20 protein-coding genes and 1 tRNA gene are annotated in these 23,389 nt (G+C 60.3%); 5 read left to right on the top strand and 16 right to left on the bottom strand.

Annotated features, from left to right (window positions below; all coding sequences use genetic code 11):
- Positions 1–311: 311 nt before the first annotated feature.
- Positions 312–1,304 (bottom strand): SIS domain-containing protein, encoded by a 993-nt coding sequence (locus ACTNBY_RS08790; RefSeq protein ID WP_441064187.1) that lies wholly within the window; start codon positions 1,302–1,304, stop codon positions 312–314.
- A 206-nt stretch (positions 1,305–1,510) separates the two neighbouring features.
- On the opposite strand from ACTNBY_RS08790, the gene ACTNBY_RS08785 reads away from it, so the two are divergent.
- Positions 1,511–2,233: a GntR family transcriptional regulator gene (locus ACTNBY_RS08785; protein WP_427747834.1), complete on the top strand. Its 723-nt coding sequence runs from the start codon at positions 1,511–1,513 to the stop codon at positions 2,231–2,233.
- A 21-nt stretch (positions 2,234–2,254) separates the two neighbouring features.
- Here the strand turns inward: ACTNBY_RS08785 and ACTNBY_RS08780 are convergent, their stop codons facing one another.
- The 4 genes from ACTNBY_RS08780 to mfd form a co-directional block, all read right to left on the bottom strand.
- Positions 2,255–2,845 (bottom strand): N-acetyltransferase family protein, encoded by a 591-nt coding sequence (locus ACTNBY_RS08780; RefSeq protein ID WP_427793957.1) that lies wholly within the window; start codon positions 2,843–2,845, stop codon positions 2,255–2,257.
- A gap of 78 nt (positions 2,846–2,923) precedes the next feature.
- The gene (locus tag ACTNBY_RS08775; protein WP_118271027.1) at positions 2,924–3,949 is read right to left on the bottom strand and encodes a threonine aldolase family protein; all 1,026 of its coding nucleotides are present in this window, start codon (positions 3,947–3,949) and stop codon (positions 2,924–2,926) included.
- 45 nt (positions 3,950–3,994) lie between these two features.
- Entirely contained in the window at positions 3,995–4,858 is an 864-nt protein-coding gene (locus ACTNBY_RS08770) for a phosphatase PAP2 family protein (protein WP_441064185.1), read from the bottom strand.
- Positions 4,859–4,914: 56 nt separating this feature from the next.
- Positions 4,915–8,547, bottom strand: coding sequence for a transcription-repair coupling factor (gene mfd / locus ACTNBY_RS08765; RefSeq protein WP_441064183.1), 3,633 nt, complete (start codon positions 8,545–8,547; stop codon positions 4,915–4,917).
- A 323-nt stretch (positions 8,548–8,870) separates the two neighbouring features.
- On the opposite strand from mfd, the gene ACTNBY_RS08760 reads away from it, so the two are divergent.
- From ACTNBY_RS08760 to ACTNBY_RS08750, 3 genes are all read left to right on the top strand, one after another.
- Positions 8,871–9,827 (top strand): FHA domain-containing protein, encoded by a 957-nt coding sequence (locus tag ACTNBY_RS08760; RefSeq protein WP_441064182.1) that lies wholly within the window; start codon positions 8,871–8,873, stop codon positions 9,825–9,827.
- Positions 9,828–9,971: 144 nt separating this feature from the next.
- On the top strand, positions 9,972–11,981 hold the full coding sequence (locus ACTNBY_RS08755; protein WP_441064180.1) for a DUF6273 domain-containing protein: 2,010 nt from the start codon (positions 9,972–9,974) through the stop codon (positions 11,979–11,981).
- A gap of 35 nt (positions 11,982–12,016) precedes the next feature.
- Positions 12,017–13,006: an FHA domain-containing protein gene (locus tag ACTNBY_RS08750; RefSeq protein ID WP_441054378.1), complete on the top strand. Its 990-nt coding sequence runs from the start codon at positions 12,017–12,019 to the stop codon at positions 13,004–13,006.
- 213 nt (positions 13,007–13,219) lie between these two features.
- Here the strand turns inward: ACTNBY_RS08750 and ACTNBY_RS08745 are convergent, their stop codons facing one another.
- The 7 genes from ACTNBY_RS08745 to ACTNBY_RS08715 all read right to left on the bottom strand — a co-directional run bounded on the left by ACTNBY_RS08745 (position 13,220) and on the right by ACTNBY_RS08715 (position 20,332).
- Positions 13,220–14,587: an InlB B-repeat-containing protein gene (locus tag ACTNBY_RS08745; protein ID WP_441064188.1), complete on the bottom strand. Its 1,368-nt coding sequence runs from the start codon at positions 14,585–14,587 to the stop codon at positions 13,220–13,222.
- Positions 14,588–14,629: 42 nt separating this feature from the next.
- Complete coding sequence (gene nth / locus ACTNBY_RS08740; protein ID WP_441064179.1) at positions 14,630–15,295, bottom strand: endonuclease III; 666 nt, start codon at positions 15,293–15,295, stop codon at positions 14,630–14,632.
- A gap of 63 nt (positions 15,296–15,358) precedes the next feature.
- The gene (locus ACTNBY_RS08735) at positions 15,359–17,161 is read right to left on the bottom strand and encodes an ABC transporter ATP-binding protein (protein ID WP_441064177.1); all 1,803 of its coding nucleotides are present in this window, start codon (positions 17,159–17,161) and stop codon (positions 15,359–15,361) included.
- 127 nt (positions 17,162–17,288) lie between these two features.
- A complete protein-coding gene (locus tag ACTNBY_RS08730) occupies positions 17,289–18,644 on the bottom strand; it encodes a DNA recombination protein RmuC (RefSeq protein WP_441064175.1) in 1,356 nt (451 codons plus the stop codon).
- A 51-nt stretch (positions 18,645–18,695) separates the two neighbouring features.
- A complete protein-coding gene (locus ACTNBY_RS08725; RefSeq protein WP_427719501.1) occupies positions 18,696–19,259 on the bottom strand; it encodes a hypothetical protein in 564 nt (187 codons plus the stop codon).
- Positions 19,256–19,786, bottom strand: a complete 531-nt coding sequence (locus ACTNBY_RS08720; protein ID WP_441064174.1) for a DUF6036 family nucleotidyltransferase — start codon at positions 19,784–19,786, stop codon at positions 19,256–19,258. The genes ACTNBY_RS08725 and ACTNBY_RS08720 overlap by 4 nt, the downstream gene beginning before the upstream one ends.
- Before the next feature lie 123 nt (positions 19,787–19,909).
- Positions 19,910–20,332, bottom strand: coding sequence for a hypothetical protein (locus tag ACTNBY_RS08715; protein WP_154518493.1), 423 nt, complete (start codon positions 20,330–20,332; stop codon positions 19,910–19,912).
- Positions 20,333–20,358: 26 nt separating this feature from the next.
- Between ACTNBY_RS08715 and ACTNBY_RS08710 the strand changes: the two genes are divergently transcribed.
- A complete protein-coding gene (locus tag ACTNBY_RS08710; protein WP_154518490.1) occupies positions 20,359–20,544 on the top strand; it encodes a hypothetical protein in 186 nt (61 codons plus the stop codon).
- Positions 20,545–20,686: 142 nt separating this feature from the next.
- Here the strand turns inward: ACTNBY_RS08710 and rbr are convergent, their stop codons facing one another.
- The 4 genes from rbr to ACTNBY_RS08690 form a co-directional block, all read right to left on the bottom strand.
- Positions 20,687–21,226, bottom strand: a complete 540-nt coding sequence (rbr, locus tag ACTNBY_RS08705) for a rubrerythrin (protein WP_154518486.1) — start codon at positions 21,224–21,226, stop codon at positions 20,687–20,689.
- Positions 21,227–21,339: 113 nt separating this feature from the next.
- Positions 21,340–22,245: an adenine glycosylase gene (locus ACTNBY_RS08700; protein ID WP_427796179.1), complete on the bottom strand. Its 906-nt coding sequence runs from the start codon at positions 22,243–22,245 to the stop codon at positions 21,340–21,342.
- 21 nt (positions 22,246–22,266) lie between these two features.
- Complete coding sequence (locus ACTNBY_RS08695; RefSeq protein ID WP_154518481.1) at positions 22,267–22,752, bottom strand: RrF2 family transcriptional regulator; 486 nt, start codon at positions 22,750–22,752, stop codon at positions 22,267–22,269.
- A gap of 339 nt (positions 22,753–23,091) precedes the next feature.
- Positions 23,092–23,169, bottom strand: a tRNA-Asp gene (locus ACTNBY_RS08690).
- Positions 23,170–23,389: the final 220 nt, after the last annotated feature.

Here is a 23,389-nt window from a genome sequence, read left to right as displayed (position 1 = left end):
TGGAGTGCGGGCCGACAGAACGGTATCCGCGGATATGAGACTGAGCCGAAGGCGTCGATGACATGCCGGGGGCGGACCGGGACGGGTTAACGGCAGGCCCCGCCGACCGATTGCAAGCGGTCGGCGGGACCATTGTGGCTCTTGACAGCGGATTGGGTCATATGAGCGAAAACCCGCCAGAGCGAGCAAGGTGCCTTGAAGCGAGGCGGCATTGACCTTCTGGTCATGCCGCCGAAGTTGAAAGGCAGATTGCCGCTCTGGCGGGTTTGCAGCGTCGAGCCGTTACGCGGTTTGGCAAAACCGCGTAACTCCTAGTAGTCGAGCTTCCACATGTAGCGGCGCGTCATATAGTCCTTGTGGGTGACGGCAGAGAGCGCGCGCATGTAGACGTTGTTGAGGATCGGCGCGAAGATCAGGTGGTTGAAGTATTCGCTCACGCTGTCCTTGATGTCGTTGAGGCCGAGCTCCTTGGCGTCGAGCTGATAGACGCGCTCGCCACCGTACTGGTTGACGAAGCGGATGCCGCGCTCGTCGTTGCAGCGGCTGCGGCCGACGCTGATGAGCTGGAGCAGCGAGGTACGCTTGTCCAGGATCTCGAAGGGGCCATGGAAGAAATCGCAGGTGTTGATGGTGCAGGAGTCGATTTGCAGCATCTCCTGCACGTTGCAGATGCTAAAGACGTAGGCGGCACCAAAGAGCGGACCCTGAGCCATCACGTTGATGCAGGGCTTGTCGGCGTTCTGCTCGGCCCACTTGGCAGCGAGCGGACGGGTGTACTCGACGGCCTTGCGATAGATGGGGTCGACCAAGTCGAAGGCGGCCATGGCGGTCTCGTACTCGGCATAGCCCTCGGTCTGCTGCGTGAGCTCCATGGCGATCATGGTCACGACGGCGGAGTTGGTGCGGCCCATGCAGGACTCGTCGACGGCCAAGCTGTCGTACTGGATCTTGTAGTCGCAGACCTCGGTGAGGGCGGATTCGTCAACATAGATGGCGATGGTGCTGGCGCCGTGGTCCTTGGCCACCTGGGCGGCGACGATAGTCTCCTTGGTGCCGCGCATGGACACGACGACGGCCAAGGTGTTCTCGTTGACATAGGCGGGCGTGGCGTGCACGAACTCGTTGCTGGTGTAGCTGGAGCTCACGACCTGCGTGGCCTCGTGCTCCATAAAGTACTGGGCAGGATAGTTACCGCCGTTGGATCCGCCGGCGCCAATCCACACGACGCGCTTGATGCCGCCCTTGTCTGCCTTGTCGGCCAAAACCTGGGAGACGACATCCTTAACCTGTTCCTGAGTAGTCATCGTGCATCAGCCTTTCTTCTCGTTTGATGCTCATCACAGGCATACAAGTTACATACATGTTTTGGTTATGTCGACTAGTTGTATGCTATATTTGTCTTAGAAATTTTGCTGCTGCGGTTTTCGGTAGCTCGCTACCAGCAGTTTTATTGTTTTATTAAATACATGCTTGCTTAGGTAAGCATACAGGTTAGATATAGGTTGGTAATATGGGCGTCACATCTAAAAAGAAACTGACCCAATACGAGCGCTTGGCGGGCACGCTGCGCGATCGCATCGCTGCCGGCACGTATGCGCGCGGAGACAAGCTGCCGTCCGAGATGGAACTCATGGACGAATCGGGGCTGTCACGCAGCACCGTACGCCACGCCCTTAAGGTGCTCGTTGATGAGGGCCTGGTGCGCACCGAGCGCGGGCGTGGCGCCTTTGTGGCCGACACGCCCGCGCTCCACGAGAACAACCTGGTGTTTTCGAGCTATACCAAGCAGGTCGAAGGCCAGGGCATGAAGCCCACCACGCGCACCGTGGACTCGGGCTTTGCCAAGGCGGCCGGCAGCATAGCCAAGTTCTTTGACGCCGCCGTGGGCAGCAAGCTCGTCAAACTTGTCCGCCTGCGCTACCTGGACGACGCGCCGCTGTGCCTGGAGACCACCTACCTGCCGCCAAGCTTCGAGACGCTCATCGATCGCGATATCAACGGTTCGCTCTACGCCACGCTGCGACAGGAGTTCCATCGCGCACCGGCACAGGGGCATAAGACCTTTGAGGTGTGCTATGCCTCGCAAAACGAGGCGTTTTTGCTCAACGTTGAGCGCGGGCAGGCGCTGATCCTGATCACCGACTACGTCTACGACACCGACGGCCGACCGCTCCATGTCTCCAAGCGCATCCAACGTACCGACCGCGCCAAATACACCGAACCCATCGGCTAACCTGCCAAAATAAACCTGTCCCTAAATGGTAGGTTTGGGGAGGTCGGGGAACCAGGTTGGTTTGGGTTGGTTGGGTGTGCGCTCGGCTAGGACCAACTCCATCCAACACATATCGTACCAGCGACCGAACTTTTGGGCGCAGCGGTCGAAGGTGCCCACCAGGCGATACCCCATATGGGCATGGAAATCCTGACTGTTGTGCGTCAGATACTCGTCGTCCTTGTCGTGCGGCACGGCGATGAGCGCGCACATGTTGGTGATGCCCATCGCAATCAGGCATTGCTTGAGCGCATCGTGCAGCTTGCGGCCCAGCCCGCCGTGGCGCACATCGCGCGCCAGGTAGATCGACGTCTCGACCGACCAGTCGTATGCCTCGCGGCTGTTGAGCGGACTCACATAGGCATAGCCTACCGGACGCCCGTCCAGCTCCATCACCAAATACGGGTATCGCTTGAGCGTACGCTCGATACGCCCGGCGAACTCCTCAACGCTCGGAACCTCGTATTCGCAGGTAATCGCCGTCTGGCGCACATACGGCTCATAGATGGCAAGCAACGCCGGCGCATCGTCGGGCGTCGCCAGGCGAATCGTCGGCTCGGACATTTCGGTCATACAACCCTTCCCCCTCAAAAACAAAGGCTGCCCTGCGCCAAGCTCAGGCGCAGGGCAGCCCCTTGTCACTACATCAGGCTACAGGACAGCCGCCAACGCGTCGATGTCCTCCTGCGTCGTGGCCCAGCTGGTGCAAAAGCGCACCACCGTGTGGGTCTCGTCGTACTTTTCCCAGTACTCAATCGAGGCATGCTCGCGAATGCGGGCCATGTCCTCGTTGGGCAGAATCACAAACTGCTGGTTGGTCGGCGTCTCCAAGAAGAACTGGTAGCCGCGCTCGTGCAGCACGCGACGCAGCGCCTGAGCCGTCTCGATCGCCTGGCGACCAATCTCAAAATACAGGCCGTCGGTAAAGAGCGCCTCAAACTGCACGCCCGTCAGGCGGCCTTTGGCAAGCAGCGCGCCATGCTGCTTAATACGCGGAATGGGATGCGCCGGGGCGTGCATACCGCAGAACACCACAGCCTCTCCGCAGAGCGCGCCGCACTTGGTACCGCCGATGTAGAACACGTCGCACAGCTGCGCCAGCTCGGGCAGGGTAATGTCGCACTCATCGGCCGCCAGCGCATAGGCCAGGCGGGCGCCATCCACAAACAGCGGAATCTCGCGCTTCTGGCACACTGCGTGAATCGCCGCGAGCTCGGCCTTGGAGTACAACGTGCCGTACTCGGTCGATAGGCTCACGTACACGGCACCCGGAAACACCGTGTGCTCGTAGCTCTCGTTTTCGTAGAACACCTGGATATAGTTCTCAAGGTCCTCGGCGTGCATCTTGCCCTCGTAGCCGGGGATGGTGAGCACCTTGTGGCCGCCAAACTCGATGGCGCCCGCCTCGTGGCAGGCGACGTGGCCAGTCTCGGCAGCAACGACGCCCTCGTACGGCGCGAGCAGCATGTCGATCACCGTCGCGTTGGCCTGCGTGCCGCCCACCAGAAAAAACACGTCGGCATCGGGGGCCTGACAGGCCTCGCGGATAAGCTGCTTGGCACGCTCGGTATGCGCATCGGTACCGTATCCGGGCTGTGGCTCCATATTGGTGTCGACGAGCGCCTGCAGCACCGCCGGGTGTGCGCCGTGGGAATAATCGTTGTTGAACGCGAGCATGGCAATCCTCTCTTACCGGGTATCGGCCAGATGATTCAAACGGAGCTATTGTACGCCGCTGGGATAGGCAATGCGCGCGGCAAGGCACTCAAGTGCCAGCACCAGAGCAAAACCGCAGATCACATCACTCAAAAAGTGCGCTCCGATCACGATGCGGCCAAACGCGACGAACGCCACAATCACAGCCGCCGTCCAAAAGACCACACGACGACGCGACGGCTTTTCCTTAAAGGCCGCTGCGGGAAGCCCGGCGAGCATAAGGCCGATCGCCGCGTGTGCCGCGTGTCCGCTCGCAAACGACTTAAAGCCGTCCTTGACTACACCGGCGGCAATATAGGCCCGCTTGTCGGGGTTGCCGATCACCCACCACGGCTGAAACTCGAGCCCCGGCGTCACCTCGATCACGCGCATGCGCGGGCGCGACCACAGCGGCTTGACGATCACGTTGAGGATGATGGCCTGAGCGACCCACACGGCAAGCACCATGAGCGCCCAGCGTGTGAGCTCGTCGGGCTCGGTCGTGCGCGTGAGGCGATAGACGATAAGGTTGGCGACGATGGCCAGCACAAACGTCAGCACCAACTGAGCCACGATGAGTTTGCCGCCAACCCTCAGGGACGAAACGATCTCGTAGCCGGTCAGGCCAACATTGACGAGGATGCCGAGCACGGCGAGCCATTTGCTCCCCCTGGAGTCGGGACGCACCGCGCGCACGAGCATAACGCCCGCGACGCTCGCCGTCAGCTCAAACGGCAGCTCGCCGGTCGCCTCGATAAAGCGGCCGTACATACTGCCGATGTTGAACAGCGCGCTCGAGATCTGATAATCGAAGAAACTGCCCACGCCCAGGCAGAGGGCAAGGATAACCGCGATAGCAGCGGCATCTTTCTTATAGATGTACCCGAACATGCTTTCCTTTCGATGGAACCAGATTGCCCAAATGGGGCGTTTACGACGTCGACCCGTTAGTCATCGTCGGACGTGCCCAGCTGCTGCAGCAGCATGAGTGCCGCGGCCACGGGGCCGGTACCGTCGTTGGCGTCGAGACCGCGACCCAGGCCGCTGCCCGCGCCGGCGCCCGCCTTGTAGGGCACCGACAGTTTGCGGCTCTTGGGGAAGTTTACCGCGCCATAGCGGGTCTTAAGCTCATAGGCCACCTTCTTGGGAACGTCGACGCCCAAAAACGTGATGCGACCGCCGCTGAGCGTAACGCTCTCGAGCCCCAGGCGCTCGCCGCGAATGCGGATTCGCGCGCGATTGAACAGGTTGAGTCCCGCCAACGGCAGCTCGCCATGCGCGGCCTCGGTCTCTTCCTGCACCTCGTCGATGCTCTCCAGGTCCCCGGCCGCCGCAAGCTTACGGTATACGAGCACGCGCTGATCCACCGCCGGCAGGTACTCCTCGGACAAGAAGTAGTCGGCCGGCAGGTTGATGCCCACGCTCGCCGCCTCCACACCGGCATCGTCGTCGCCGCGCGCCTCGGCCACGGCCTGGCCCAGCATCTGCGTAAACAGGTCAAAGCCCACGCTCGACAGGTTGCCGTGTTGCTCGGCGCCCATGAGCGAGCCGGCGCCGCGGATCTCCAGGTCGCGCATGGCGATGCGCATGCCGCTGCCCAGGTCCTGGAACTCGGAGAGTGCGGTCAGGCGTGCCGTAGCCTCCTCGGTGAGCGGCAGCTCGCCCGGGAACATAAAGTACGCGTAGGCTTGCGTGGCAGAACGGCCCACGCGGCCCTTGAGCTGGTAGAGCTGCGCCAGGCCCAAGCGCTGCGAATCCTCGATGATCAGCGTGTTGGCGGTCGCGTTGTCTATGCCGCTCTCCACGATGGTCGTGGCGATGAGCACGTCGATCTTTTTGGTCGCGAACTCGATCATGACGTCCTCGACCTCGCGCGGGCTCATCTTGCCGTGCGCCACGCCCACGCGCGCCTCGGGCGCGGCCTCGTGTACGCGTGCCACGGCGTCGTCGATGGTCTTGACGCGGTTGGACACGTAGTACACCTGGCCGCCGCGGCCCACCTCCAGGCGAATCGCCGCGCTCACCACGTCGGGGTCGTACTCCCCCACGTGCACGATCACGGGGCGGCGCCCGGTCGGTGGCGTGGTGATCAGGCTCATGTCGCGCACGCCGCTCGTGGCCATCTGCATGGTTCGCGGAATAGGCGTTGCCGAAAGCGTGAGCACGTCAATCTGCTCGCGCAGGTTCTTGAGCTGCTCCTTGTGCTGCACGCCAAAGCGCTGCTCCTCGTCGATGATCACCAAACCCAGGTTCTTGGGGTTCACATCGGCCGAAAGCAGGCGGTGCGTGCCGATGAGCACGTCGATCGTGCCCTCGGCAAACGCCTTGAGCGCGCGCTTCTGCTGCGCCGGCGTGCGAAAGCGGCTGAGCACCTCGACCTCGAGGCCAAACGGGGCAAAGCGCTCAAAGAAGGTCTCGTAGTGCTGTTGGGCCAGAATGGTCGTGGGGCAGAGCACCATGACCTGACGGCCGGAGTCCACGCACTTAAACGCCGCGCGCAGGGCAACCTCGGTCTTGCCAAAGCCCACGTCGCCGCACAGCAGGCGGTCCATGGGCTTGGGCGCCTCCATGTCGGCCTTAATATCGGCGATGGCCTCCAGCTGGTCGCGCGTCTCGTCGTAAGGAAAGCTCTCCTCCATCTCGATCTGCTCGGGCGTATCGGGCGGGCAGGCGATACCGGTAATCGACGAACGGCGCGTATACAGATCGACCAGGTCAAACGCCAGCTTTTTGGCGTTCTTGCGCGCCTTGTTGGTGGCACGCGTCCAGTCGGCGGTATTGAGCCTAGTCAGGCGCGGCTTGTCGCCGTCGGGACCAACATAGCGCGTGATGCGGTCGACCTGCTCAAGCGGCACGTAGAGCTTGTCGCCGTCGGCATATTCCAGCAAAAAGTAGTCGCGCTCCTTGCCGCCCACTTCCTGGCGCGCGATCTCGCTAAAGAGCGCGATGCCGTGGGTAGCGTGCACCACGTAGTCGCCCGGCTTAAACGGAAACGTGATCTGCGTAATGTCCACCTTGCGACGGCTGCGCGCGCGGTTGGCGTCCATGCGGGCATTGAGATCGGCGATCGAGAACACGGCTAGGTTGGCATCGGGCACCACCACGCCCTGCGGCAGGGCGGCATCCACAAAGGTCACGCGTCCGCGCGAGATGGTGGGTACGGCAGCACCGGCGGCAGCCTGGGCGGCGCCCGCCTCGAGCGAGCGGGCGTTGAGCGCGTCGGCCTTGCGCTCGCGAATTGCAGCATGGGCCTCCTGGCGGGCAGCACGGTCGGCAGAATCTGCCGCTGCCACGCGTACGCGCTCGCCAATAACACCGGCGTTTTCGGGGGCGGCCGTCAGCGACTCCTCAAAGGTAATGCCCTCGTCGCCAAAGGTGAGCTCCATCGACTCGCGCGCTCCGCGGTCGGGAATGGCAAACACGCAGGCATAGCGCTTGCCCACGACTTCCTGAACGCGCGTCATAAAGCGGTTGTCCGAGCCTGCGATAGCCGGCTGCTCAATCTTGAGCTCTGCCGTAACCGCACCGCCGGCGCGGATCAGGCTCACGTAGTTCAGGCGCTGCTGAGCACCAAAGTCGAGCTGCTGGGCGCGCACGTACAGGCCGTCCAAGCGGTCAATCCCCGCCTCGCCGGCGCGCGCCTCGATATCCTCGTAGGCACGCAGGCAGTCGTCGAACAGCGAGCGCGGCTCGGACAGAACCACAAGCGCCTTGCCGCTCACGTGCGCCAACGGGCTCACGGTCTGGCCGTACATCACCGGCAAAAAGCGGTCGAGCTCGGGTGTGACGATACGCGCATCAACCATCTCGAGCAGTGCCGCCAGCTTGCTGTCGCTCTGGCTTGCGCGATAGAGCGCCACGTGCATGTTGTGAACGGCTTCGTCGGTAAGCGCCAGCTCGCGGCACGGGAAGATCTCGATGCTGTCCTCGTTGCCGATGGTTTGGCCCGTAGAGCTCACCATACGGCGAATGCGATCAATTTCGTCGCCAAAGAACTCAATGCGCACGGGCGCTTTCTCTTGTGCGGGGAATACCTCGACGGTGTCGCCGTGCACGCGGAACAGGCCGGGTGCGTCGGCGGCGCCGGCATTGGTGTAGCCCATGCCCACCAGGCGCTGCGGCACTTCGTCAAAAGGAATCTCCTCGCCCACCGCAAAGGTCGTGGACTCCCAGTAGCAGCTCTCGACTGGCGGCACGCAACGCAGCAGCGCGCGGGCCGAGGCAACCATGATGCAGTTGTCCCCGCGCACGATACGCCCCAGAGCCTCGCAGCGCTGCGCCACCACGGCATCGTCGGGTGCCTGCTCGCGCCACGGATAGTCCTTGCGCTCGGGAAAGCGGCACACGTGCGCCAGGCCCACGTAGGCGGCCAGGCTGCGCGCGGCGCGATCGGCCGCGTCCTCGCCGCTCACAATGTAGACCGTAGGGCGCGGGCGGCGCGCAAACTGAGCAGCCGCCATAAGCGTGCGGCCCGACTGCGACACGGCCAGCGTCACATCCTCGCCGGCGTCGAGCCCGGCCTCGACGGTCTGCAAGGCCTCGGCAGTGTAGAGCTGCGCGGCTATACGGTGAATGAGCATGCTGTTCCTCCGGCATCGCAACGCCAAAAGCCCGCCGGGGCAAGCTCGGCGGGTCGTGCGTCAAAGTTCATTGACGCTTATGGTACCGCACGGTCCCGTGACCAAAAGCCAAAGCGACATCATGCCAAATGTTGCCCACAACGGTCTTGCCAACGCGTTTCCCAGCTTATTAATCCGCTTTCCGCTTTTTAATTTGCTGTCTTCTGGCAGCAATTTACACCGTCCGCGCCCCCTGGCGAGCATTTCGAGCTGAAAAGCGCCTATAATTGAAGATACTTGCGTATACAATGTCACTTTTTGATGAGGGGGGGGGGTGAAAACAAATGGCCGACACTCCATCTTGTGCACTGTACGCCGGGCTCAAGTCACTCGGTCGCATCAACAACGGTAACGCCGCGCAAATTCTCATGGACGGCAACGCCCGTTACGGTGGACGCCTCATCTCCGAACGCTTGATGGTCCCGTCGTTTATCTCACGCGAAATCGTTCACGCCAAACCCGGTGACCTTCCCGAGTCGCTGTTTGCGCCCTTTGAACAAAGTGCGCGCCAGATACTCAACCTCATCATACAAAACCGAGGCTCCGACCCCCAATCGCTGAGCAAGGTCGCTAAACGCTATATGGAATCGTGCGCCCCAGACATGCAGGATGCCCTTACCAATTGCGGCGTCGACGGCATGCTCTTTAAAAACGGCGTCGAGCGCATCGAGACCGCTGACGATAGTGACATTAAAGATCGCTTCTACATCCATATGGTCTTTTTTATCGTTACCGGCTGCCTTGGCGACCCCGCCCGCGCCATCGAATACACCGAGTCCTTTGTGTCCGACCAGATGCTCTCGACACTCGGCACGGTCGAGACAACCGTCACCTCATTTTTCTCGACAACCGCGCGCCCCACGGGAGACATTCGCCTGGGGCTGCTGCGCGTCGTGGGCAACTCGGCACGACCGCCGTTGCATCCCCTTACCACGGACCCGGCGGGCAGCATTATCGGGTCGCTGACGAGCGACGAGAACGCCATCACCGACGTCGATTCCGATGTCTCGCGTCAGCACCTGCGCATTTGGCTCCAAGACGGACGCTGGCTTGCGCAGGGCCTCGGCTCCACCAACGGATCGTTTTTGATCTCGGGCGTCGATCGCTGCCGACAGGCTATCGAACCGCCTAGACGCGAGCGCCCCGCCAACTTTGCCAACACCCCCGTCGAGATTCACAACGGAGACACGCTTTGCTTGGGCGCCACGACGCGCTTCTTGGTCATTCGCATCACAGACTAGCCCGCCCACACATCTTCGACGCACAAGGTGCCGTTATTTGCATCAACCCATGCAAATAACGGCACCTTTTCGATTAAGGCAACGGTTGCGCTACCTTTTCACTAACATTATCGCCATGCACTTTTTTCTCGAAAGGATCGCCCCGTGACGTACGACACGGATATGAATATCATCGCGTTGTCCCCCTTTGAACCAAACGCCATGTTTGCGACCACCGAAGACCCCGATACTATTCGCCGCTTTACCACCCTGTTGGATTGCGGGGCAGTCGGCGGCGGTTCCCACCATCTTCGCAAGGTCGCCAACACCGAGGGCGAGACCTTTGCGCTCAAGACGCTGTGGCCCCTCAGCGGCTGTGATGAAGACGGCTCCGCCGTCAGCCCCTCGGACATCAAGACGCTTACCGAGGAGTATCGCAATCTTGCAGCCGTCTCACTGTTGGACGGCTTTCCCAAAACCTATGGCTACGGCTATACCGGCTCCGTACCGGTCATCGTTATGGAGTGGATTGAAGGCCTGCCCCTTCGCGATGCTGCGGCAGAGCTAACCGACCCCGCCGAGGGCGGCCACATTCCCGCAAACACCGTCGCCGCGATTGGAAAACGCCTGGGAGAGATTCTCCTGGGTGCCCAAAAGCTCGATGCGCCGTTTGTACACCGTGATATCTCCTTGCGCAATATCATCATTCGCACGACGTGCCGGTCCCTTGCCCAGCAGATTGCACACTGCAGTTTTGACCTTTGCCTGGTCGATCTGGGCAGCTCGAGCATCAAGCGCTCAGACCCCTCGTTTACCATGTCCACCGGCATCTGGCGCAACGGCACCCCCGAGTTCGCCCCACCCGAGATGCTCTCCAACGACATCCCCGAGCTGGCGCCGCTGCGTACGTCGCCCAGCATCGATACATACGAGCTCTGCAGCGTACTCTACACGCTCTATGCCGGCCACACGCCATATCGCCTAAACGAGCATATGGACCAGTCGCCCTACCTGTACAAGATCGAGCACGAGCACGAGCCGCTTGAGGCACGCGTACCAGGCGACCAAATGCTTGTCGATGTCATCATGAGCGGCATCCATAACGAGCAGTCCCAGCGCGCGCCGCTGTCTACGATTGTCGGCAAGCTCGATGCCTGGATTAAAGACATCGATTTTGAGCCGCGCACGCCGCTGCCCACCCCGATCGACATTAGCCAGCAACCGAAGCCTTCCTGCTCCGACAAGGCTCAGACGCGTCACCCAGTCATCTCGCGTCGCGCTGCGCTCGTGCTCGGCGGCGTCTGCGTTGCCGGCATAGCAGGCTCTGCCATTGCCACGGGATGCTGGGGGCTTATCGACCTGGCGCACGGCATCAAGCCGTCACTCGACGATTACACCTGGGAAGAACTCGCCCTGATCTCCCGCAAAATCCAAGAGACATCTTCCAGCAAAAAGGTGCTCGAGATTGCCGAAACCTACCACCTGGTAAACAGCAAGCAGTCGCTCGAAAACGAGAACACCAAGACCGTCAGGCTTTCCGACGGGACCAAGGCACAAATCCAGATCGTGGGCTTTAAGGCAGACACACTCACCGATGACGGCCTTCCCGCTGGCATCACCTTTATGTTCCGTACCCCCATCGCCATGCGCGCCGTAAACGACAGCGCCGCGACGGGTGGCTGGGAGCAATCGTCGCTTCGTGAATGGTTGGCGGACAAGGGCATGGCTACGCTGCCCGACGATCTCCGCAATCAGATTCGCTCGGTGCGAAAGCTCACCAACAACACCGGCGGCACCAAAGACGCCTCCAGCATCACCGCCACCGATGACAAGCTGTGGCTGCCGTCCATGAGCGAGCTGTGCGGCTACCAGGCGCCCGAAACGTTCGCAGAAGGCTACGAGTACCTTTCTACCCTCTACAGCGGAGAAGGCGAGCAGTACCAGCTCTATCGCGAGCAGAGCGTAAGCGGTCTGACCACCAACGACGCCATGATCCGCACCGTCGCCGGCAAAAAGATCTACTACTGGGAGCGCACCCCCAGCGCCGACTGCAGCGAGGGCGCCAACTCGACGTACTTTAACCGCGTTGGAAGAGACGGCGACGTGTTTAGCTGGGCAACGCCCGGAAACAAACCAGACCAAAAGACCTATGTCCTACCCGGCTTTTGCATCTAATACCTTCACCGGATACCAGAAAGGAGCCTCGCATCATGCGCGCGGAAACACCTTCCGAGGTGCTCTTTGATTTCCTTAAGTGCGACCTGCAGATCAATAATCGAGAAGCGGCGCGCATCTTGGTTTCGGACAAGCCGATGGACGCCAAACCGGCCCCAAGGTTTCGCATTGCCGAAAAGACGTTTCTATCGCGACGCGTGGTGCACGTCGTTCCGGGTACCGACAAGATCGACCCCGAGATGTTTGCCGATTTTTCGCAGAGCGTCCAGAACTTGGCTGCCGCTGCAAAAATCGCCAGCGGCAGCAGTCCAGCGGCCGCCAACGCTCGCCAGCAAGCCATTACGACGCGTGCCCTCGAGCGCATGGCGACGTCGCTCGAACACTGGGGGCTCGATGGTTCCATCCTGCGCAATATCTTTGACCGCATCGCCGTCATGCCGGGCCTCAAGCAAAGCGACCGGCGCCTTTTGGAGCTTCTTGCGCTAACGGTCTGCGGATGCTTGGCCGATCCCAACGCCGCCGCCTCCGAGGTCAAAGACTTTGCCATAACGCAACTGGCCCAGACCTTTGGCACGCTCGAGACCGCCGAGGTCGTCCAGGCACAAGGCACTAACCGCAAGGTCAACGAGCCTCCTGCAAAACTGGGGCTGCTCAGGCTTGCGAAAGACGGCTCGGCCTTGCCGCCAATCTATCCTTTGAGCCTCGAGCCCGAGGGTACGGTACTTGGCTCTTTTGCACACGACCAAAACGCCATCACCAACGTAGGACCCGATGTATCCCGCCGGCACCTGCGTGTAGCATTTTCTAACGGCACGTGGCTCGCGAGCGGCCTTCACTCCACCAACGGAACGGTGCTGGTGACACGCAACGGCACGACCACCGTTATCGAAAAGCCACGCTCGCTGCGCACCGCCGATGACGAGGACAGTCAGATTCCTATCCACGACGGCGACCTGCTCAAGCTGGGTTCCTCGACCGAGTTTTTGGTGCTGAAGATCTCCTCAAACGTACGCGCGCTGGCCTAGGGCCGAGCACATACAATAAGAATCAACTCAAAGGAGCGCCGCTGCACGCATCGCAGCGGCGCTCCTTTATATGACGCGGACATCTAAATACGGATGCAGGAGCCGACAAAACTTACGCAAGATAACTAAAACATAAAAGCCGCGTGGGGGTCGGGTCCCCACGCGACTATCAGGTTTGGGCTAATTAAGCCCGGAGGTAAACGCTAGCAGAGATTAGTGCTCGCGACGCTTGGTCATGTACATGCCCACGGCGGCAGCCACGGCGCCGGCAAGGGAAGCAGCTGAGGTCACTACAAAGATCGGGTCGCCAGTGGTAGGGAGGGCGGCGGCGTCCTTCTTCTCGGCCTTAGCCTCGTCCTTCTTGTCAGCAGTAACCTGCTTCTTGCCCTCATCCTTCTTCAAAGTCTCGGACTTGGGGGTCTTAGCGGTAAAGAAAGCGTAGACAGTGGTGTCCTCAGTGATAGGAGTAGAGAAGTCAAACTTCTTAAAGGACTCCTTGGAAGAAGACCAGCCGACAAAGTTGAAGCCGTCGATGGAAGGATCACTGGGCTGAGCAACAGTCTTGCCGTCCTCGACCTCAACCGTAGTGGTGGAACCATCAACATAGAAATTGACCTTGTGCGTCTGGACAGCAGGCGTCTCGTTCTTGGTCCACTGGGCGTAGAACGTCACGTGGTCACCGCCGCCTTGGACGGGCTTGCTGAAGACGACCGGGTCGGTGCCCTCGGAGTCGTAGGTCCAGCCGGCGAAGGTGTAGCCCTCGCGGGTCGGGGCCAGGGGCTGGCGGGCGACGCCGTCGGCATCGGTCACGCCCTGGAGAACTTCGTTGCCATCAGCGAACACACCGCCGTTGGTGAAGTAGAGGACGTCTTTCTCATTGTTAGCAAGCTCTGCCCACTGAGCGAAGAACGTAACGTGCTGACCGCTACCCGGGATAGGCTTGGTGAAGTCGACAGGATCGGTGCCCTCGCGGTCGTAGGTCCAGCCGGTGAAGGTGTAGCCCTTGCGGGTCGGGGCCAGGGGCTGGCGGGCGACGCCGTTGCTGTCGGTAACGCCCTCCATGGTCTCATTGCCATCGGCGAAAGCGCCACCATTGGCAACATAGAGAACCGTCTTCTCGTTGTTCTGCTTCCACTGGGCATAAAGGGTCGCGTGACCGCTGCCCGCAACGATAGCCTTCGTGAAGTCGACGGGGTCATTTCCGTCGCGATCGTACGACCAACCAAGGAAGTCATAGCCCTCGCGGGTTGGCTGAAGCGGCAGGCGTGCGATACCGTTAGTATCGGTTACGACCTGCATAGTATCGTTGCCGTCGGCGAACTGACCGCCATTGGCTTCGTAGGTCACATTAAGCACCTTCGAGGAAGCCTCAGTCCACTTGGCGAACAGCACGAAGTGATCTGCACCGCCCTGAAGGGGCTGGGAAAAATCGACAGCATTGGTAAAACTGCCGTCATAATACCAGCCGTCAAAGACGTATCCATCGCGCACCGGAGAAGCGGGCTGATTAATCTCGCCGTTTTCATTCGTCGAATAACACTGGTTGGGGTCTCCGTTAGTAAAAGTGCCCCCGTTAGCAATGAAGAAAGTTTGAGACTTTTTTGCAAAAAAGTTTGCAAAAAGCTATTGAGCCACCCGTACACTGGGGCAAAGGTCTGCCAGTGGGCACCCGTCGCACTTGGGTTTGCGGGCATCGCAGATCTCGCGGCCAAAGGTGATCCACTGGTGGTTGACCGACTCCCAATACTCGTGCGGCAAGATCTTGAGCAGATCCTGCTCGGTCTTGAGCGGCTCTTTGGCGTGCGTCTTGGGACTCAGCATCAGACGGTGCGCGATGCGGTTGACGTGCGTATCGACCGCGATGCCCTCGACAATGCCAAACCCCACGTTGAGCACAATGTTCGCCGTCTTGCGCCCAACGCCCGGCAGCTTGACAAGCTCCTTCATGTCGGCCGGCACCTCGCCGCCGTAATCGGCGACAATCATCTGTGCGGCCTCCACGGCGTGCTTGGCCTTGCTCTTATAGAAGCCGAGCGACTTAATGGTATCTGCCACATCGGCAACGCTCGCCCCCGCCATGGCCTCGGGCGTGGGCCACTGGGCAAACAGCTTCGGCGTCACCTTGTTGACCTGCGCGTCGGTCGTCTGCGCCGAGAGCAACACCGCTATGAGCAGCCTATAGGGATTCTCGTGGTCCAAAAAACACTCAACCGGGCCATAGCGACGGTTGAGGCGCTCGCACACCTCAACGGCGCGCTCGCGTTTGGCGGCATTGGTCTCGCGTGGCATAACGACTCCTCAGCTCAGCGACATAACAAACCTATGGGCACGATTGTCCCACGTATGGGGTCTTTACGCCTCCAAAAATGCGCCGGTCTGGCGGCCCCACAAGCTCGCATACTCGCCGCCTGCCTCGACAAGCTGCGCATGCGTACCGTCCTCGACAATCTCGCCGTCCGCCAGCACCACGATGCGGTCGAGCGCCGCCACGGTGGACAGGCGATGTGCCACCACAATGGAGGTGCGGCCGCGCATCAGGTTCTCAAGCGCCTCCTGCACCAGTGCCTCGGACTCGCTATCCAGGGCAGAGGTCGCCTCGTCGAGCACCAGAATCGGCGCGTCGGTGAGGATGGCACGGGCGATGGCCACGCGCTGGCGCTGACCGCCCGAAAGCTTAACGCCGCGCTCGCCCACCATGGTGTCAAAGCCCCGGGGCAGGCGGTCGATAAACTCCAGGGCATTGGCCAAGCGGGCCGCCTCGCGGATCTGTTCGTCGGTGGCATCGGGGCGGCCGTAGGCGATGTTCTCGCGAATGGAGCGGTGAAACAGCAGCGCCTCCTGCGGCACGTAGGCGACCTGGCGGCGCAGGCTCTGCTGCGTGCAGCGCGAGACATCCTGACCGTCCACGAGTACGCGACCGCCCTGTACGTCGTCCAGGCGCAACAACAGTTTGGTGAGCGTCGTCTTGCCCGAGCCCGATTTGCCCACCAGGCCCACGCGCTGACCCGCCGCCACATGAAGTGTCAGGTCGTCGAACACGCTCTCGCCCGCCGCGGCGTCGCGGTATGCAAAGCTCAGGTGCTCAAAATCAATCGCGCCCTCGCCCACCTTGAGCTCGGGAGCGTTCTCGTCGTCTGCCACCAGACGCGGCTCGTCCAGCACGCGCGTCATCTCGGCCGCATCGCCCAGCGCGCGGTTGATGCGCTGCATCATGGAGCTTACGTAGTTCAGACGCATGGTGAGGTTGTACGTATAGGTAAAGATCATGACGAGCGCGCCGGCCGAGATGCCAAACCACGCGTTGCCGCCCGCGACGAACACGCTCACCACGGCCATGGTGATGACGATAAGGCCCGAGGTTGTAAAGTTGCGCTGCATCATGGCGTGCATCGAAACCGTTTCGGCGTCGCGCGCGGCGCGGTCGGCAGCATCGAACAGGTCGCGCTCAAAGTCTTCGCGTCCGCAGGTCTTGACGGCCAGGATGTTCGTGACCGCGTCGGAAAGCACGCCCGACAGCTTGTTCTGCGCGGCGGACGTCGCGGCCGAAAGCGGCATGATGCGCTTATACATGAGCCAGACAAACGCAATGTAGACGACCATAATGCCCACCAGGATCACGGTAAACGTCGGCACCACCGGAGCGAGCGCCGCCACCGTGCAGACAACCGAGGTGATAGTGGGAATGAGCGAATACACCGTCACGTCCACCAGCCCCGTGTAGCCGCTCATAAAACGGCTCGTCTGGCTCACAAGCGATCCGCCAAAACGGCTGGTGTGGAATGTCATGGATTGATTGGAGAGCGTGTCGAAGCACAGGCGCGCCAAGTGATAGTTGCCCGCAATCTCGAGCTTGTAGACGGTGTAGTCCTGCAGCTTGGAGAGGATTTGGCCCACTAGGTTAACGAGCACGAGCGCCAGAATGTAGGGGCCAAAGACCTCAAACACCCGGTCGCCCGCCACGGGGCCGGCCTGGACGCGGTCGACGATAAGCGCCATCACGTAGGTGTTGGCAAACGTGAGCAAAAAGATGTAGCCCGCCGACGAGAGCACCGAAAGAAAGACGATCAGCGGCTGCGTGCGCGTGACGTCCCAAAAACGCTGTAGCGTGCGGCGCACGGTTGAGCGTTTGAGCGGACTGGTGCTTCTCTGTGACATGGGCTTCCTTTCACATCTGGCGGGGCTAAACGTCATTGTTGCATAATAAAGCGCACTTCAGGCAAGCACGATGCGAAAAGCAGCGGGGTGCCCGCGTTTGCGCCGGCGCCCCACCGTCTTGTTGTAATTATTCCTCGTCTTCTTGGTCTGTGAGAAGGCCCGCGGGCGTGAGTCCCAAGATCACATCAGCTTGGTCGGCGTCTTCCAGCGCGTCGATGTCCTTGAGCTTGCGCTCCATGACGTTGGTGCGCGTGGTGATGATGCCCTCGACCGTCTTTCCCGCGGTCTCGATTTGCTGCTGGGCGCGGCGCAGCGCCGCCTGATAGCGCGGCAGCTCGGCCTTGACGGCAGAAAGCACGCGCAGCACGTCATCGGTGCGTTTTTGCAGCCTAAACGTCTGGTAGCTCATCTGTAGACTGTTAAGGATAGCCGCCATGGTGCTGGGACCGGCAACGTTGACGTGATAGTCGCGGCCCAGGGTCTCGATAAGTCCCGGACGACTGACAACCTCGGCGTACAGCCCCTCAAACGGCACGAACATAATGCCAAAGTTGGTCGTTGCCGGCACACTCAGGTACTTTTCGCAGATGTCCTTGGCCTCGCGCTTGACCATGGCATCGAGCGTCTTACGCGCAGCGGCGACGGCCTCAGCGTCACCCGACTCCTGGGCGTCGAGCAGATGCTCGTACGCATCGCCCGGGAATTTGGAGTCGATCGGCAGCAGCACGGGATCGTCCTCGTCTACTGGCAGCTTGACGGCAAACTCAACGCGCTCCGAGGCGCCGGGCTTGGTGGCGACGTTTTCCAGATACTGGTCGGGCGTGAGGATGTCCGCCAGGATTGCACCCAGCTGCACCTCGCCCAAAATGCCACGCGCCTTTACGTTGCCCAGCACGCGCTTAAGGTCGCCCACGCCGGTGGCGATGGACTGCATGTCGCCCAGGCCCTTGTACACGGCCTCGAGCTGGTCGCTCACCTGCTTAAACGATGCCGACAGGCGATCGTTGAGCGTGCGGGAGAGCTTCTCGTCCACCGTCGCGCGCATCTGATCGAGTTGCACGTTGTTATCTTTGCGGATAGCACCCAGCTGGGCATCGACCGTCTCGCGCACCTTGTCCAGGCGGTGCTCGATGCCCTCGCGGTTGGCACCGAGTTGTTGGGCCGTCTCGCGGCGCAGGTCATCCATCCGGTCACCAGCTTGCGAAAACTCGCGTGCGATGTTCAGGTAACGTTGCTGCTCCACGGCCGCATCTGTCGTCTGCTGCTGCGCGATGGCATTGGCCGTGCGGCGGGTTTCGGCCAGCGCGACGTTCAGGGCATCGAGCGCGTTGTTAGCCTGCTCGAGTGCCGCCAGCGCCTCCGCACCGCCATCGCTGCGCTCTCGCAGCTCGGCGCGAAGGCCCTTGAGCTGCAGGGCGCAAGCCACAGCCACTCCTACCGCCACCAAGGCGATCACGACCAGCACAATATCAACAGCAGACATAGACTCCGCCCAACAAACCCAATCGATCATCAATCAAAACCGCGATCAATCTTACCCCGCCACACGCACCGGGCGCCCGGCCCCTTCTTGGGCGCCCCTCTCCTCCGCATATTCCATAATGCGGCGCGCCGTCTCCCTGCTCACCTTTGAGTCATCGCCGGCTAAGTATGCGTACACGTTTCCCTTATTCAGATTCAAATCGCGGCAGAGACCGTAGCGCGTTACGCCCGATTCCCCTAGCGCTCCCAACGTTCTTTTTCGCATCAGAGCGTTGATCCTTCTGTCCGCCACTGGCTTTTCCTTCACCGCTCTATACGCACGCCAAACGTTGGCATAACGATTAGGGAGTTTGTCCTCGGCGCATAGAGATGCCAGGCTACCCGTTTGGGCGTACAAGGACAAAACGCCTCGGTAACCCTCTTCCATCCACGAACCCTCGGATAAGCCCAGAACGTATTCGGCTTTACCCTGCGCCAAAGCGAGCAAAAACAGGGGCTCCGCCACGCGCGGCGCAACCGTCGTCGCCTGCTTAACCAGTTTTCTAAAACTGAGTGACTGCTGTCCGGATAGCTCTCGGCAATAGCCTTTTAAGAATCCCTCAAAGGTCAGATTCAACCGAGCACCTCCTTTTTGTATTGCCTGTATGCGCAGACCATCTCTTGATAACTCCGCTCCGAAGGCGACGACGCCAGCGCCTCGCCCTCGTCGAATATAAGCCGTTCGAGCAGTCCCCAATCAAGTCGGTCGACGAATGCCTGGCTATGAAGATCGACGATGTCGTTCGGACGGTAGGCATAGAGCTTCATTACCGCCAGGTCTTCCAAGGATGGCGTAAAGTACCTGATAAAACGCGCCCCAATATCCAAGGGAACCAAACGATCTTCGTAATTGAATGGCATCTGATTACAATATGACACCGCCATACCATTCACCTCGGGATATCGAGCTATGATCTCGCGGAGGCACCTGTCTGCCTCAAACACATCAATGTCATGTGTAACCGACCGATTCGTCACATCGTTAAGCATGAAGGCACTCCCTCCCACCAATACAACGCTCGGTCTATCGTCTCTTGGACCTATTTCCAGCTCCGCCTCTTCGTCAATATCCAAAAGAGTCTGCTCTAAATCCTGCTTATGCATAGCAAATCCTATTATTAATCATCATCAATAATACTATTCAGTCGCACGACAGGATCCACAGGATGCAAGAATTCTACTCGTGGCGATAATCCCTGCACCCTAGAAGTCCTAATGTGACAAACGCTAACTCTCCCAGCCGGCGCGGATGGTTGTTACGACATCGCCCAGGCGCTGGCCGAGAGCTGTTAAATGTTGGAGCACTTCGCTGGGCGAAGCGCCGTTGAGAATGCACGTAAGGGCATATGAGGCCAAGAAGATTGCCGCGAGTCCCAACGGGATCAGCACGATCATCGCCAGCGTACGCAGGCGCTGGGCCCAGCGACGGCGACGCGCACGACGCTTGTCGAACGCAAGCTCCTGCGCATATGAATCTTGCTGTACGGAATAGGCTCCTGGGTCCACCTCACCCGCAGACGATACCGCGGGCGCGGCGTTTTGCGCAGGAGGCTGGACGGCTGCCCCTTGCATTTGCATCTCCATAAGCCGCTGCTGTTGGCGCAGCATGCGCTCGGCTTGTTGCTGCGGGGTCTCAAGAAACAGATCCATGTTGGCCTCCTCAATAGGAGCATTCGATGCTTGCGCCCAGCATCCCGCACCATCGCGGCCGCGGCAACGAAATCCGCGGCAATAGCCGCAAAGATTCTTTTGTCAGAAAACTGTCGAAAAGTTCAACAACTCCCCTACCAGCACTTTCTTTGAGCTTTTTTCGCCAGCAATCTTTTGCCCTCTCGCCCTTGCGCCATCCGACCAAAACCTAACCAAAAGCTTGACGGAAATTGTGAAGACAGGGACCCCAAACAAAACGTGCCGCCCCAAAAGGGGCGGCACACAAACTTCTTATCAGCTTTTCTGTAGCGAGCACGCGACGGCCCGAAGCCGGAGCGCAGCCAGCGCCACGCGCTAGTAGTTCACCACCTGCTCCTCAAAGTACGCCTTGGGATGGTTGCAAACCGGGCACACCTCGGGCGCCTTGGCACCAACATGCAGGTGCCCGCAGTTCAGGCACTTCCACACCTTTACGCCCTCGCGCTCAAACACCTCGCCCGATTCAATGCGCTCGACGAGCTTGTTATAGCGCTCCTCGTGAGCCTTCTCGACAGCGCCAACGCCACGGAACTTCGCGGCGATCTCGGCAAAACCCTCCTCTTCGGCGGTCTTGGCGAACTCGTCATACATCGTGGTCCACTCGTAGTTCTCGCCCGCGGCAGCATCGCGCAGGTTGTCCAGCGTATCCGGAACAGCACCGTCGTGCAGGTACTTAAACCACAGCTTGGCATGCTCGGACTCGTTGCCCGCCGTCTCTGCAAAGATATTCGAAATCTGAACGTAGCCGTCCTTTTTGGCCTTGGATGCATAGTAACGATACTTGGTGTGCGCCTGGGACTCACCGGCAAAAGCGGTCTCGAGGTTCTTCTTGGTTTGAGAATTCTCAAAATCCATAGGTGTACTTCCCTTCAATACGCGCCGCCCACAGACTTTGAGCGGCATTGTTTTTAGGATACCCTCATGCCGAGAATCTAAACCTTACTATCCTATTCTGCAAATTCGCGTCATCACACACTCAGCCAGCGCTCGCCTTCGGCACGACAAAAGCCTTCGCGCTCCAGGTCGGCAAGAATGCCCGCAATAAAATCGCAACCAACCGGTTCGCGACCCGCTGCGGCCTCCATCTTGTTAACGCCTGCAACAGCTTCAACAAGCGTTATGCCCGCCGGCTGTCCGTCGCGGGCTGCAAGCAGCATGCGCACGATATGGGCACGCTTTTGCCGACGCGAGCCCTCAAACTTGGACTGGCGGCTGTAGCCCGCCGAGCGCCTAGACGGATTGGGCAGCGTCTTTTTGAGATACGCGCCGTAATCCAGCAGCGCGTAATACCACGCGCGCGGCGTATCGGCATCGTCGAGCGGCACGGCAAAGGGAGCGGCCTCATCCGCCGCCGCACCGGGCGCCGCCGGGCAGGCCGCCTGGATCAACGGCACCAGCTCGCGGTCGGGAACAGACGGAACGTCAGGAAAGAAGTGATGCAGAAAGACCGTGCGCACATTGGTCTCCAGGTACACTCCCGGAAGATCAAACGCAAACGACCGAATGCCCTGCGCCGTTGCGGGCCCAATACCGGGCAGCGCGACCAGGTCGCGTGTATCACGCGGAAACTCCCCATCCCAGTCCTCCACGAGTCGCTGCGCAGCCTTATGGAGCGCCAAAGCACGGCGGTTGTAGCCCATGCCCTGCCAAGCGTCCAAAACATCAGAAGGAGCGGCCTGGGCGAGAGAATGCACGGTCGGAAAGCGGTCGAGCCATGCCGGCATGCGCATCTCTACGCGTGGAACCTGCGTCTGCTGCAGCATGACCTCGGAAAGCCAGATGATGTACGGGTCGCGTGTGCGGCGCCACGGAAGGTCGCGATAACGCAGAACCCCTTCCGAACGAATCATCGAACGAAAGGGGTCCTGAATCATAGCTATACTCCTTATGCGGCGCTACTCCTCCCGGCAAGCACACGCGCAAACGGCATACTCGGGAAAGGCGTCGCGGTCGGCGAACTTGGGATCGACGGCGGGGAACTGGCGGCGAGCGACGACATCGTCCAGCGAAACGGAATCGAGGTAGTCACGCATCAGCGCCTGGGCCCCAGCCCACAGGGGATGATAGCAGCACGTGCCCCTGCGTGCACAGTCGCCATCGAGTGCCGTGCAATCATTCATAACCATAGGGCCCTGAACGGCCTCGACGACCTGACGGATAGTGACCTCGCTCGGGTTGACCTTAAGACGCATACCGCCGTGGACGCCACGCAGGCTCTCCACAATACCGGCCTGAACCAAACCGTGTTGGATCGAACGGGCAAACGAATACGGAACATTGACCTCTTCGGCAGCAGTGCGAACAGAAAGCAACCGCTCCGGCTCCTCGGCAAGCATCGCAAGCATGCGGAGGGCATAATCAGTCTTCCTCGATATGTCCATGTTTCCCCTTTCAAGGAATACGAACAGCTCGAACGGGCTCCGGGGCCGAGCTTACGTCGAGACGCTAAATAACCGCCGGGACAACCAAATAGTGAATTAGATGTCCGCTGAAGGTCGAATCCAAAGCAAATTGCATCAGATTAGGCCAACAGTGGAATTTAGTATAACCTAACCCCCTGTTTCGTTGAACGAGTGTTGCGCAACAAACCCCCCTGTTTAAACCGATATACTTAATTCATTTCCGCATCTCGGAAACAAGGAGCAGAATGAAAGGGACGGCCGAGCGCTTGTCCTATTAAACGCAAAAAGCCACGTCCGAAGACGTGGCTTTAATTGCGTTGGCGGGAAGTACGGGGCTCGAACCCGCGACCTCCGACGTGACAGGCCGGCGCTCTAACCAAACTGAGCTAACTCCCCAGGCAGTCGTTCGCGTTTGTTTCCGCTCGCGTGCGCTGCGGGGATTAGTATACACAGAAGTCTGTTCGCCGCGCAACAACTTTTTTGAAAATATTTTTTGGGTCCCTCCGGGAGGGTCTCCGGGGCCGGCTGGCGCGGGTTAAGTTTGTCGCGAGTTCCGCACGCAAAGGAAAGCACTTAATGTGCTTTCCGTCTTGCGCAGGACTGTAGAGCAGCAAAC

Origin of the sequence: Collinsella sp. HCP28S3_E12 (assembly GCF_052065595.1) — a bacterium.
Lineage (GTDB): Bacteria > Actinomycetota > Coriobacteriia > Coriobacteriales > Coriobacteriaceae > Collinsella.
The sequence above is the reverse complement of the archived record's forward strand: the minus strand, read 5'-3'. Positions and strand labels throughout refer to the sequence as shown.